General features: G+C 63.4%; 10 protein-coding genes. 7 read left to right on the top strand and 3 right to left on the bottom strand.

Features of this window, described 5'->3' with window-relative positions; genetic code table 11:
* Nucleotides 1–17: 17 nt before the first annotated feature.
* Entirely contained in the window at nucleotides 18–803 is a 786-nt protein-coding gene (locus V6093_RS24350; RefSeq protein WP_406669642.1) for a TenA family transcriptional regulator, read from the top strand.
* Nucleotides 804–921: 118 nt separating this feature from the next.
* On the opposite strand, the gene V6093_RS24355 is transcribed toward V6093_RS24350, so the two are convergent.
* The 3 genes from V6093_RS24355 to ubiG all read right to left on the bottom strand — a co-directional run bounded on the left by V6093_RS24355 (nucleotide 922) and on the right by ubiG (nucleotide 3,191).
* Nucleotides 922–1,662, bottom strand: a complete 741-nt coding sequence (locus V6093_RS24355; protein WP_003252656.1) for a YciK family oxidoreductase — start codon at nucleotides 1,660–1,662, stop codon at nucleotides 922–924.
* 156 nt (nucleotides 1,663–1,818) lie between these two features.
* On the bottom strand, nucleotides 1,819–2,490 hold the full coding sequence (gene mupP, locus V6093_RS24360) for an N-acetylmuramic acid 6-phosphate phosphatase MupP (RefSeq protein WP_003252659.1): 672 nt from the start codon (nucleotides 2,488–2,490) through the stop codon (nucleotides 1,819–1,821).
* A 2-nt stretch (nucleotides 2,491–2,492) separates the two neighbouring features.
* Complete coding sequence (gene ubiG / locus V6093_RS24365; RefSeq protein WP_003252662.1) at nucleotides 2,493–3,191, bottom strand: bifunctional 2-polyprenyl-6-hydroxyphenol methylase/3-demethylubiquinol 3-O-methyltransferase UbiG; 699 nt, start codon at nucleotides 3,189–3,191, stop codon at nucleotides 2,493–2,495.
* 110 nt (nucleotides 3,192–3,301) lie between these two features.
* Between ubiG and mtnA the strand changes: the two genes are divergently transcribed.
* The 6 genes from mtnA (at nucleotide 3,302) to cmk (ending at nucleotide 12,978) form a co-directional block, all read left to right on the top strand.
* Nucleotides 3,302–4,378 (top strand): S-methyl-5-thioribose-1-phosphate isomerase, encoded by a 1,077-nt coding sequence (gene mtnA / locus V6093_RS24370; RefSeq protein WP_004575797.1) that lies wholly within the window; start codon nucleotides 3,302–3,304, stop codon nucleotides 4,376–4,378.
* 362 nt (nucleotides 4,379–4,740) lie between these two features.
* Nucleotides 4,741–7,500: a DNA gyrase subunit A gene (gyrA, locus tag V6093_RS24375; protein WP_017147871.1), complete on the top strand. Its 2,760-nt coding sequence runs from the start codon at nucleotides 4,741–4,743 to the stop codon at nucleotides 7,498–7,500.
* A gap of 214 nt (nucleotides 7,501–7,714) precedes the next feature.
* A complete protein-coding gene (gene serC, locus V6093_RS24380; RefSeq protein WP_054888757.1) occupies nucleotides 7,715–8,800 on the top strand; it encodes a 3-phosphoserine/phosphohydroxythreonine transaminase in 1,086 nt (361 codons plus the stop codon).
* Between the two features lies 1 nt (nucleotide 8,801).
* Complete coding sequence (gene pheA, locus V6093_RS24385) at nucleotides 8,802–9,896, top strand: prephenate dehydratase (protein WP_003252669.1); 1,095 nt, start codon at nucleotides 8,802–8,804, stop codon at nucleotides 9,894–9,896.
* A 191-nt stretch (nucleotides 9,897–10,087) separates the two neighbouring features.
* Nucleotides 10,088–12,295, top strand: coding sequence for a bifunctional prephenate dehydrogenase/3-phosphoshikimate 1-carboxyvinyltransferase (locus V6093_RS24390; protein ID WP_047605316.1), 2,208 nt, complete (start codon nucleotides 10,088–10,090; stop codon nucleotides 12,293–12,295).
* A gap of 5 nt (nucleotides 12,296–12,300) precedes the next feature.
* Complete coding sequence (gene cmk / locus V6093_RS24395) at nucleotides 12,301–12,978, top strand: (d)CMP kinase (protein WP_003252672.1); 678 nt, start codon at nucleotides 12,301–12,303, stop codon at nucleotides 12,976–12,978.
* The last annotated feature ends 43 nt before the right edge of the window (nucleotides 12,979–13,021 follow it).

The following is a 13,021-nucleotide window of genomic DNA, read 5'->3' on the forward strand; positions in this document are numbered from 1 at the left end:
GGATCAAGGAGCTGAAAGTGATTGACGCATTCGTTCGTATCGGGCCTTTGATGGACCCCGCCAGTTACCCCCAATGGGCCCAGCAACTGATTGAAGACTGCCGCGAGAGCAAGCGCCGGGTGGTTGAGCATGAGTTTTATGCACGTCTGCGCGATGGCCAGCTGAAGCAATCGACCATCCGTCAGTACTTGATCGGTGGCTGGCCGGTGGTGGAGCAGTTTTCGTTGTACATGGCGCATAACCTGACCAAGACCCGCTATGGCCGGCATCAGGGCGAGGACATGGCGCGGCGCTGGCTGATGCGCAACATCCGCGTCGAGCTCAACCATGCCGACTACTGGGTGAACTGGTGCCAGGCGCACGGTGTGCACCTGCACGAGTTGCAGGCGCAAGAGGTGCCGCCCGAGCTGAACGGCCTGAGCGACTGGTGCTGGCGGGTGTGCGCCACCGAGAACCTGGCCATTTCCATGGCGGCGACCAACTACGCCATCGAAGGCGCGACCGGTGAATGGTCGGCGGTGGTGTGCTCGACTGATACCTATGCGCAGGGGTTCCCTGAAGAAGGGCGCAAGCGGGCGATGAAGTGGCTGAAGATGCATGCCCAGTATGACGATGCGCACCCGTGGGAGGCGCTGGAAATCATCTGTACCCTGGCCGGTGAGAACCCCACCCTGGGGTTGCGCAACGAACTGCGCAGGGCCATTTGCAAGAGCTACGACTGCATGTTCCTGTTCCTGGAACGCTGCATGCAGCTGGAAGGGCGCCAGCAAGGCCGTATGCGACCGGCGTTGGCTGCGGGTTGATCGCTTTCCTGTATCGGCCTCTTCGCGGGCTTGCCCGCTCCCACAGGTATGGCGCAGTCCTTGAGGGTTGCGGTGATTCTGTGGGAGCGGGCAAGCCCGCGAAGAGGCCGATGCAGGTTTATTGGGCGTTGAACGCCTGCCCGTTCACCCCTGTGCTGTCCGGCCCCATCAGGTACAGGTACACCGGCATGATCTCTTCGGGCAGCGGGTTGTTCTGCGGGTTCTCGCCGGGGTAGGCCTGGGCCCGCATTGCCGTGCGCGTGGCGCCTGGGTTGATGCTGTTGGCGCGCACCGGCGCCACGCCTTCCAGTTCATCGGCCAAGGTCTGCATCAGGCCTTCGGTGGCGAACTTCGACACGCCATAGGCGCCCCAGTAAGCCCGGCCCTTGCGCCCGACGCTGCTGCTGGTGAACACCACCGAAGCGTCCTCCGACAGCTTCAGCAGCGGCAGCAGGGTGCTGGTGAGCATGAAGGTGGCATTGACGTTGATGTGCATCACGCGCATGAAGTTGTCGCCCGACAGCTGCTCCAGCGGCGTGCGCGGGCCGATGATCGACGCATTGTTGAGCAGGCCATCGAGGCGGCCGAACTGGCCTTCGATCATGGCCGCCAGCTCGTCGTACTGGTGTGGCAGGGCGGTTTCCAGGTTGAACGGGATGACCACCGGCTGCGGATGGCCGGCGGCTTCGATCTGGTCGTAGACTTCGTTCAGGTTGGCCTCGGTCTTGCCCAGTAGCAGCACGGTGGCACCCAGTGCGGCATAAGCCTTGGCAGCCGCGGCACCAATGCCACGGCCGGCACCGGTAACCAGGATGACCCGGCCTTGCAGCAGGTCGGGGCGGGCGGTGTAGTCGAACATGGTTCTGTCCTTCGAGTTCGTGTGGGCGGCCGGGCCTATTGTAGGAGCGGGTTTACCCGCGAATGCGTCCGATCAGGCGCCAGTGTTGTCTGGGCTGGCGCATTCGCGGGTGAACCCGCTCCTACAAAGAGACGGTGCCCGGTCATCGGTCTGGGTTCAGCAGCCGCACAGCGCGCTGTCGATCACTTTGCGCAGTTCCAGCGGGTGGTCCACCACCACGTCGGCACCCCAGTTGTTGGGGTTGTCCTCTGGATGAATATAGCCGTAGCGCACCGCCGCCGTGCGGGTACCTGCGTCGCGGCCAGACTCGATGTCGCGCAGGTCGTCGCCGACGAACAGCACACTCGCCGGGTCCAGGTTCAGCGTCTTGCAGGCCAGGATCAGCGGCTCGGGGTCGGGTTTGCTGTTTTTCACGTGGTCCGGGCAGATCAGCAACGCCGAACGCTCGGCCAGGCCCAGCTGCTGCATGATCGGCTCGGCGAAGCGCACCGGCTTGTTGGTGACGACGCCCCACAGCAGGTTGCCTTTCTCGATGTCGGCCAGCAGCTCGGCCATGCCCTCGAACAGCTTGCTGTGCACCGCGCAGTCGCGCTGGTAACGCTCGAGGAATTCCAGGCGCAGGGCCTCGAAGCCGTCAGCCTCCGGGTCCATGGCGAACGCAGTGGCGACCATGGCGCGGGCGCCACCCGAGATCACGCCACGGATCAGGTTGTCGTCAACGGCCGGCAGCCCGCGGTCGGCGAGCATGGCCTGGCAAATGGCGATGAAGTCCGGCGCCGTGTCCAGCAAGGTGCCGTCCATGTCGAAGAGTACTGCTCGCAAACGCATGCTTATTCCTCGCGCAGGGTCTGGATCATGTAGTTGACGTCGACGTCGCTGTTGAGCTTGTAGTGCTTGGTCAGCGGGTTGTAGGTGAGGCCGATGATGTCCTTCACCTGCAGGCCTGCATCGCGGCTCCAGGCGCCCAGCTCGGACGGGCGGATGAATTTCTTGAAGTCATGGGTGCCGCGCGGCAGCATCTTCAGGATGTACTCGGCGCCGACGATGGCCAGCAGGTAGGCCTTGGGGTTGCGGTTGATGGTGGAGAAGAACACCTGGCCGCCCGGCTTGACCATGCGGTAGCAGGCGCGGATCACCGAAGACGGGTCGGGCACGTGCTCGAGCATTTCCAGGCAGGTGACCACGTCGAACTGTTCGGGCATTTCCTCGGCCAGGGCTTCGGCGGTGATCTGCCGGTATTCCACCTGCACGCCGGACTCCAGCTGGTGCAGCTGAGCCACCGCCAGTGGCGCCTCGCCCATGTCGATACCGGTGACCGTGGCGCCGCGCAGGGCCATGGCTTCGCTGAGGATGCCGCCACCGCAACCCACGTCCAGCACTTTCTTGCCGGCCAGGCTGACGCGCTCGTCGATCCAGTTGACGCGCAGCGGGTTGATTTCGTGCAGCGGCTTGAACTCGCTTTCGCGGTCCCACCAGCGGTGGGCCAGCGCTTCGAACTTGGCGATTTCGGCGCGGTCGACGTTGCTCATTGAACAGTCCTCTGAAACTTCGCAAAATTGCGCCGGAGTATACCCGAGCGCTTGGCCGCGAGGGTCGCTATAATCGCCGGTTTTTGATATCCGAATGACGGGGAGAGGCGATGCGCGAGCGACTTTTGGCGGCGGAGAAGGTGACCGCGATCCGCTGGCAGGGCGGCGCCTTGCACCTGCTCGACCAGCGCCTGCTGCCGTCGGAAGAGCGTTGGCTGGCCTGCGACAATGTTGCGCAGGTGGCCGCAGCCATCCGTGACATGGCAGTGCGCGGCGCCTCGGCGATCGGTATTGCCGCAGCTTACGGCCTGGTACTGGCCCTTGAAGAGCGGCTGGCCGAAGGCGGCGATTGGGAAATGGAACTGGAAGACGACTTTCTCACCCTCGCCGAAGCGCGTCCTACCGCCGCCAACTTGTTCTGGGCGCTGAACCGCATGCGCGAGCGTCTGCTGCGCCTGCGTCCGGAAGAAGACGTTCTGGCGGCGCTGGAGGCCGAAGCGGTGGCCATTCACGAAAGCGACCGTGAGGCCAACCTGACCATGGCCCAGCAGGGTATCGAGCTGATCCGTCGTCATCAGGGCAATGCCCAGGCCCTGCTCACCTTCGGCAACGCCGGCGCCCTTGCCAGTGGCGGCTTTGGCACCGCACTGGGGGTGATCCGTGCCGGCTACCTGGAAGGCATGGTCGAGCGGGTTTATGCCGGTGAGACTCGCCCTTGGCTGCAGGGCTCGCGCCTGACGGCCTGGGAGCTGGCCAACGAGGGAATTCCGGTGACCCTGTGCGCCGACTCGGCGCTGGCGCATCTGATGAAGACCAAGGGCATCACCTGGGTGGTGGTGGGCGCGGACTGCATCGCTGCCAATGGCGACGTGGCCAGCAAGATCGGCACCTACCAGTTGGCGGTCAGCGCCATGCACCATGGTGTGCGCTTCATGGTGGTGGCGCCGAGCACCAGCATCGACCTGAACCTGGCAACCGGCGAGGATATTCCCCTGGAAGAGCGTGACGCCGACGAGTGGCTGGACTTTGGCGGTGCCCCGGCGGTACGGGATGTGCAGGTATTCAACCCGGTGTTCGACGTGACCCCGGCCGACCTGATTGACGTTATCGTGACCGAACGGGGTGTTGTCGAGCGCCCGGATACCGCCAAACTGGCCCAGTTGATTTGCCGCAAGCGCCTGCACTGATACCCCGGTAGAACGCGTGCTTTGTGGGAGCGGCCTTGCGTCGCGATAGGGCCGCAAAGCGGCCCCGGGATGTCGGCGAAGAAGCAAAAATTGCCGGGGCTGCTGTGCAGCCCTATCGCGACACAAGGCCGCTCCCACAATGACCGTGCACTGCCGTACAGATCTCCCCACCGCCCCCGCCTTTGTGATAATATCCGGCAGTTTCCAAGACCGCCCAAAGTGGCGGCCTTCATTGCGCAGATCCATGGCACAACTCATTGATTTGTCGTAAGTCGTCGCACCCTTATGCGCTGCGGCGGCGAGCTTCGTTCGGCCCTTGATGGAGCTGCGAAGTTTCACCAGAAAAAGGAATCAGGCTTCTCATGGGCGAACTGGCCAAAGAAATCCTCCCGGTCAATATCGAAGACGAACTGAGACAGTCTTACCTCGACTACGCGATGAGCGTGATTGTCGGGCGAGCGCTGCCCGATGCGCGTGACGGCTTGAAGCCCGTGCATCGCCGCGTTCTCTATGCGATGAGCGAACTGGGCAACGACTGGAACAAGCCGTACAAGAAATCCGCCCGTGTGGTCGGTGACGTGATCGGTAAGTACCACCCGCACGGCGACACTGCGGTCTACGACACCATCGTGCGTATGGCCCAGCCGTTCTCGTTGCGCTACCTGCTGGTCGACGGCCAGGGCAACTTCGGTTCGGTGGACGGCGACAACGCTGCCGCCATGCGATACACCGAAGTGCGCATGACCAAGCTGGCCCACGAGCTGCTGGCCGACCTGCACAAGGAAACCGTCGACTGGGTGCCCAACTACGACGGCACCGAGCAGATCCCGGCGGTCATGCCGACGCGTATTCCCAACCTGCTGGTCAACGGCTCCAGCGGTATTGCCGTGGGCATGGCGACCAATATTCCGCCGCACAACCTCGGTGAGGTCATCGATGGCTGCCTGGCGCTCATCGACAACCCGGAAGTCACCATCGATGAACTGATGCAGTTCATCCCTGGCCCGGACTTCCCGACTGCCGGCATCATCAACGGTCGCCAGGGCATCATCGAGGCCTATCGCACCGGCCGTGGCCGCATCTACATGCGCGCCCGCTCCGAGATCGAAGACATCGACAAGGTTGGCGGCCGCCAGCAGATCGTGATCACCGAGCTGCCGTACCAGCTGAACAAGGCGCGCCTGATCGAAAAGATCGCCGAGCTGGTCAAAGAGAAGAAGATCGAAGGCATCACCGAGCTGCGCGACGAGTCCGACAAGGACGGCATGCGCATCGTCATCGAGCTGCGTCGCGGCGAGGTGCCGGAGGTAGTGCTCAACAACCTCTACCAGCAAACCCAGCTGCAGAGCGTATTCGGCATCAACGTGGTGGCCCTGGTCGACGGCCGTCCGCGCCTGCTCAACCTCAAGGACCTGCTCGAAGCGTTCGTCCGCCACCGCCGTGAAGTGGTGACCCGCCGTACCGTATTCGAGCTGCGCAAGGCCCGTGAACGTGGCCATATCCTGGAAGGCCAGGCGGTCGCGCTGTCCAACATCGACCCGGTCATTGCCCTGATCAAGGCCTCGCCGACGCCGTCCGAAGCCAAGGAAGCCCTGGTTTCCACGCCGTGGGAATCCAGTGCCGTGCAGGTCATGGTCGAGCGCGCCGGCGCCGACGCCTGCCGCCCTGAGGACCTGCCGGAGCAGTACGGCCTGCATGACGGCAAGTACTTCCTGTCGCCGGAACAGGCCCAGGCCATTCTCGACCTGCGCCTGCACCGTCTGACCGGCCTGGAGCACGAGAAACTGCTGGCCGAGTACCAGGAAATCCTCGAGCAGATCGGCGAGTTGATCCGCATCCTCAGCAGCGCCGAGCGCCTGATGGAAGTGATTCGCGAGGAGCTGGAGGCCATCCGTGCCGAGTACGGCGATGTGCGCCGCACCGAAATCCTCAATGCCAGCCACGACCTCAACTACGGCGACATGATCCCGGAAGAAGAGCGCGTGGTCACCATCTCCCATGGTGGTTATGCCAAGACCCAGCCATTGTCCGCCTACCAGGCCCAGCGCCGCGGCGGCAAAGGCAAGTCGGCGACCGGCGTGAAGGACGAGGACTACATCGAGCACCTGCTGGTCGCCAACAGCCATGCCACCCTGTTGCTGTTCTCCAGCAAGGGCAAGGTGTACTGGAAGAAGACCTACGAAATCCCCGAAGCGTCCCGCGCTGCCCGCGGTCGTCCGCTGGTCAACCTGCTGCCGCTGGAGGAGGGTGAGCGCATCACCGCCATGCTGCAGATCGACCTCGAAGCGCTGCAGCAGAACGCCGACCTCGACGAAGAACTGGACGAGGCTGATGACACCGTGCTCGAGGGTGAGCTGGTGGAGGCCGAGGAAGTCGACGAAGAAGACGGCGACACCCCGGAGTGGGTTGCAGAGCCGACCGGCGCGTACATCTTCATGGCGACCGCTTCCGGTACCGTCAAGAAGACCCCGCTGGTGCAGTTCGCCCGTCCGCGCTCCAACGGCCTGATCGCCCTGAAGCTGAAGGAAGGCGACACTCTGATTGCCGCGGCCATCACCGATGGCGCCAAGGAAGTCATGATGTTCTCCGACGCTGGCAAGGTCATTCGCTTTGCCGAGAGCGTCGTGCGTGAAATGGGTCGCAACGCCCGTGGTGTACGCGGCATGAAACTGGGCAAAGGCCAGCGGATCATCTCGATGCTGATCCCGGAGTCCGGCTCGCAGATCCTCACCGCCTCCGAGCGTGGCTTTGGCAAGCGCACCCCGCTGTCCAAGTTCCCGCGTCGCGGCCGTGGTGGCCAGGGTGTGATCGCCATGGGTACCAAAGGGCGCAACGGCCTGCTGATTGGGGCTATCCAGGTGCAGGAAGGCGAGGAGATCATGCTGATTTCCGACCAGGGCACGCTGGTTCGCACCCGGGTTGGCGAGGTGTCCAGCCTGAGCCGCAACACCCAGGGTGTTACGCTGATCAAGCTGGCGGCCGATGAGACACTGGTGGGCCTGGAGCGTATCCAGGAGCCATCCGAGGACGAGCTCGATGAAGTGATCGAGACGGACGAGGAGGGTGTCGAAGCCGAAGCGCCAGACGAAGCTGCAGGCGCCGAAGAGGCCCCGCAAGAGTAATCAAGCGTGAAACCCGAGCGGGGCGACCAAGGTCGCCCCGTTTGACTGATAACAGCTGGCAAAGCCCGGCCTTGTGGGAGCGGGCATGCCCGCGAAGCAGACACTGCGGTAGATGGCACCGGCTTTGCCGGTGTTCGCGGGCTCGCCCGCTCCCACAGGGTCGCTGCTAACCCATGTGATAGTTTTTGTTCTATTTGGCAGAGCGAGAGTGGATGTGAGCAAACGAGCCTTTAACTTCTGCGCAGGCCCTGCCGCGCTTCCTGACGCTGTCCTGCAGCGCGCACAGGCCGAGATGCTGGACTGGCGTGGCAAGGGGTTGTCGGTGATGGAAATGAGCCATCGCAGCGACGATTACGTGGCCATCGCCGAAAAGGCCGAGCAGGACCTGCGTGACCTGCTGTCCGTCCCCTCCAACTACAAGGTGCTGTTCCTGCAAGGGGGCGCCAGCCAGCAGTTCGCTGAAATCCCGCTGAACCTGCTGCCGGAAAACGGCACGGCCGACTACGTCGAAACCGGTATCTGGTCGAAAAAGGCCATCGAGGAAGCGCGCCGTTTCGGCAACGTCAACGTCGCCGCCACTGCCAAGCCTTACGACTACCTGGCCATCCCCGGCCAGAACGAGTGGAACCTGACCAAAAACGCTGCCTACGTGCACTATGCGTCCAACGAGACCATCGGTGGCCTGCAGTTTGACTGGGTGCCCCAAACCGGTGACGTGCCGTTGGTGGTCGATATGTCGTCCGACATCCTCTCGCGCCCGATCGATGTGTCGCAGTTCGGCCTGATCTACGCCGGCGCGCAGAAGAATATCGGCCCAAGCGGCCTGGTGGTCGTGATCGTGCGCGAAGACCTGTTGGGTCATGCCCGCAGCAGCTGCCCGACCATGCTCGACTACAAGGTTTCGGCTGACAACGGGTCGATGTACAACACCCCGGCCACCTACTCCTGGTACCTCTCTGGCCTGGTCTTCGAGTGGCTGAAAGAGCAGGGCGGTGTCGAAGCCATGGAGCAGCGCAACCGTGCCAAGAAAGACCGCCTTTACGGGTTCATCGATCGCAGCGAGTTCTACACCAACCCAATCAGCGTCAACGCCCGTTCGTGGATGAACGTGCCGTTCCGCCTGGCTGACGAGCGCCTGGACAAGGCCTTCCTCGCTGGCGCCGATGCGCGTGGCCTGCTCAACCTCAAGGGCCACCGTTCGGTGGGCGGCATGCGCGCCTCCATCTACAACGCCCTGGGCCTGGAAGCGGTAGAAGCGCTGGTAGGCTACATGGCTGAATTCGAGAAGGAGCATGGCTGACATGTCCGAACAGGAGCTCAAGGCGCTGCGCGTGCGCATCGACAGCCTCGACGAGAAAATCCTCGAGCTGATCAGCGACCGCGCCCGCTGCGCCGAAGAAGTAGCCCGGGTCAAGACGGCCTCGCTGAAGGAAGGCGAGAAGCCGGTGTTCTACCGTCCCGAGCGTGAAGCTGCGGTGCTCAAGCGCGTGATGGAGCGCAACAAGGGCCCGCTGGGCAACGAAGAGATGGCGCGGCTGTTCCGCGAAATCATGTCGTCGTGCCTGGCCCTGGAAGAGCCGCTGAAAATCGCCTACCTCGGCCCTGAAGGCACCTTCACCCAGGCGGCGGCCATGAAGCACTTCGGCCACGCGGTGATCAGTCGGCCGATGGCGGCCATCGACGAAGTGTTCCGTGAAGTGGCGGCCGGTGCCGTCAACTTCGGTGTGGTGCCGGTGGAAAACTCCACTGAAGGTGCGGTCAGCCACACCCTGGACAGCTTCCTCGAGCATGACATGGTGATTTGCGGTGAAGTCGAGCTGCGTATCCACCACCACCTGCTGGTGGGCGAGAACACCAAGACCGACAGCATCACCCGCATCTACTCCCACGCCCAGTCGCTGGCCCAGTGCCGAAAGTGGCTGGACGCGCACTACCCGAACGTGGAGCGCGTGGCCGTATCGAGCAATGCCGAAGCGGCCAAGCGGGTCAAGGGTGAGTGGAATTCGGCGGCGATCGCCGGCGATATGGCGGCCAACCTGTACGGCCTGACCCGTCTGGCCGAGAAGATCGAAGACCGCCCGGACAACTCCACGCGCTTCCTGATGATCGGTAACCAGGAAGTACCGCCGACCGGCGACGACAAGACCTCGATCATCGTTTCGATGAGCAACAAGCCAGGTGCGTTGCATGAGTTGCTGGTGCCGTTCTATCAGAACGGCATCGACCTGACCCGCATCGAGACCCGCCCGTCGCGCAGCGGCAAGTGGACCTACGTGTTCTTCATCGACTTCGTCGGTCACCACCGCGACCCGCTGATCAAGGCGGTGCTCGAGCAGATCAGCCAGGAGGCTGTGGCGCTGAAGGTGCTGGGCTCTTATCCGAAGGCGGTGCTTTGATCTGAGGTTGTTGGGGCCGCTTCGCACCCCATCGCGACACAAGGCCGCTCCCACACAGGTGTAGCGCATTGTGGGAGCGGCCTTGTGTCGCGATGGGCTGCAAAGCAGCCCCAATGGCTCTTACCGGCTGTCCAGATTTCAGAACAGGGTTCGCACCAGTGGTAAATGCAGCAAAAACCAAACCCGCACCTATCATCGACCGCCTGGTCGTGGTCGGCCTGGGCCTGATCGGTGGTTCGTTCGCCAAGGGCCTGCGTGAAAGCGGCCTGTGCCGCGAAGTGGTCGGTGTCGACCTGGATGCCCCCTCGCGCAAGCAGGCCGTGGCCCTGGGCGTGGTCGACCGCTGCGAAGAAGACCTCGCCGCCGCTTGCGTGGGCGCCGATGTCATTCAGCTGGCCGTACCGATCCTGGCCATGGAGAAAGTCCTGGCCCGCCTGGCCCAGCTCGACCTGGGTGATGCAATCATCACCGACGTCGGCAGCGCCAAGGGCAACGTTGTGCGGGAAGCGCGTGCCGTCTTCGGTGATCGCCTGCCGCGCTTCGTCCCGGGCCACCCCATTGCCGGTTCCGAGCAGAGCGGGGTAGAAGCCTCCAATGCCACCTTGTTCCGCCGGCACAAGGTCATCCTCACGCCGCTGGCCGAAACCGACCCCGCCGCGCTGGCCCTGGTTGACCGCCTGTGGCGTGCGCTGGATGCCGATGTGGAGCACATGTCGGTCGAGCGCCATGACGAAGTACTGGCCGCCACCAGCCATCTGCCACATCTGCTGGCCTTTGGCCTGGTCGACTCACTGGCCAAACGCAATGAAAACCTCGAGATCTTCCGGTACGCTGCGGGTGGATTCCGCGATTTCACAAGAATCGCCGGCAGCGATCCGACCATGTGGCATGACATCTTCCTCGCCAACCGCGACGCTGTCCTGCGCACGCTTGATACATATCGCAGCGATCTCGACGCCCTGCGCGACGCGATCGCTGAAGGGGATGGGCACCAACTGCTGGGTGTATTCACCCGCGCACGGGTTGCCCGCGAGCATTTCAGTAAAATCCTGGCCCGCCGGGCCTATGTGGACGCTATGAACGCCAACGATCTGATTTTCCAGGCCCAACCGGGTGGCCGCCTGAACGGGCGGATCCGTGTACCGGGCGACAAGTCGATTTCCCATCGCTCGATCATGCTCGGCTCGCTGGCCGAAGGTACTACCGAGGTCGAAGGCTTCCTCGAAGGCGAAGATGCGCTGGCAACCCTGCAGGCATTCCGTGACATGGGTGTGGTCATCGAAGGCCCCAACCACGGTCGTGTGACCATTCACGGCGTGGGCCTGCATGGCCTCAAGCCGCCACCTGGGCCGCTGTACGTAGGTAACTCCGGTACTTCGATGCGCCTGCTGTCGGGCCTGTTGGCCGGTCAGTCGTTCGATGTCACCATGACCGGCGACGCCTCGCTGTCCAAGCGCCCGATGAACCGTGTGGCCAACCCGCTGCGCGAAATGGGTGCTGTGGTCGAGACCGGCCCGGACGGCCGCCCGCCGCTGACCATCCGCGGTGGCCACAAGCTCAAAGGGTTGACCTACACGCTGCCGATGGCTAGCGCCCAGGTCAAATCCTGCCTGCTGCTGGCCGGCCTGTACGCCGAAGGCAAGACCACTGTCACGGAGCCTGCGCCTACCCGTGACCACACCGAGCGCATGCTGCGCGGTTTTGGCTATTCGGTCGACAGCAATGGCCCGGTGGCCTCGCTGCAGTCCGGTGGCAAGCTGACCGCTACCCGGATCGAAGTGCCGGCTGACATTTCCTCGGCAGCGTTCTTCCTGGTCGCAGCCTCTATCGCTGAAGGCTCCGAGCTGGTGCTGGAGCATGTCGGCATCAACCCGACCCGTACCGGCGTGATCGACATCCTGCGCCTGATGGGCGGCGACATCACCCTGGAAAACCAGCGTGAAGTGGGCGGCGAACCCGTGGCCGACCTGCGTGTGCGCGGTGCCAAGTTGAAGGGTATCGACATTCCTGAGGCATTGGTGCCGCTGGCCATCGACGAATTCCCGGTATTGTTCGTGGCCGCAGCCTGCGCTGAAGGGCGTACCGTGCTGCGTGGCGCCGAAGAGCTACGGGTGAAGGAGTCCGATCGCATCCAGGTGATGGCCGATGGCCTCACCACCTTGGGCATCAAATGCGAGCCGACCCCGGACGGCATCATCATCGACGGCGGCCAGTTGGGCGGCGGCGAAGTGCATGGGCATGGTGACCACCGCATCGCCATGGCCTTCAGCGTGGCTTCGCTGCGCGCCAGTGCGCCAATTCGCATTCACGACTGCGCCAACGTCGCCACCTCGTTCCCCAACTTCCTGGCGCTGTGCGCCGAAGTGGGGATTCGCGTGGCAGAAGAGGGCAAGTCGTGAATTCAATGGCACCGGTTATCACCATCGACGGGCCAAGCGGCTCGGGCAAGGGCACGGTCGCTGGGCTGATTGCCCGCGAGCTGGGCTGGAAGCTGCTGGACTCCGGCGCGCTGTATCGCTTGCTGGCATTCAATGCCAGCAACCATGGCGTCGACCTGACCAACGAAGAGCTGCTGACCAAACTTGCCGCCCATCTGGATGTGCAGTTCATTGCTGCCGAGCCCGGTAAGCTGCAACAGATCATCCTTGAGGGTGAGGACGTCAGCAACGTCATCCGTACCGAGACCGTCGGTGCTGGTGCATCGATGGTGGCCTCGTTGCCGGCAGTGCGTGATGCGCTGCTGGTGCGTCAGCGTGAGTTCCGCGAAGTGCCGGGGCTGATTGCTGACGGTCGCGACATGGGTACCGTGGTGTTCCCGGATGCGCCATTGAAGGTCTTCCTCACCGCCAGCGCGGAGGAGCGCGCACGTCGCCGCTACCTGCAGTTGAAGGGCAAGGGTGAAGATGTTAGTCTGTCGAGTCTGCTGGATGAGATTCGTGCGCGTGATGAACGTGACACCCAACGTGCAGTGGCCCCGCTGAAGCCAGCGGCCGATGCCATTCAGTTGGACTCTACCGAGTTGTCCATCGAGCAGGTGTTGCAACGTATCAGAAGCGAGATCGCCCAGCGCGACCTTATCTGATAGCCAGGAAAGCAGGCAGGGGCACCAGTCAACGTCCTGCCGG

Source organism: Pseudomonas putida group bacterium ESBL64, from assembly GCF_045277175.1.
GTDB lineage: Bacteria > Pseudomonadota > Gammaproteobacteria > Pseudomonadales > Pseudomonadaceae > Aquipseudomonas > Aquipseudomonas alloputida.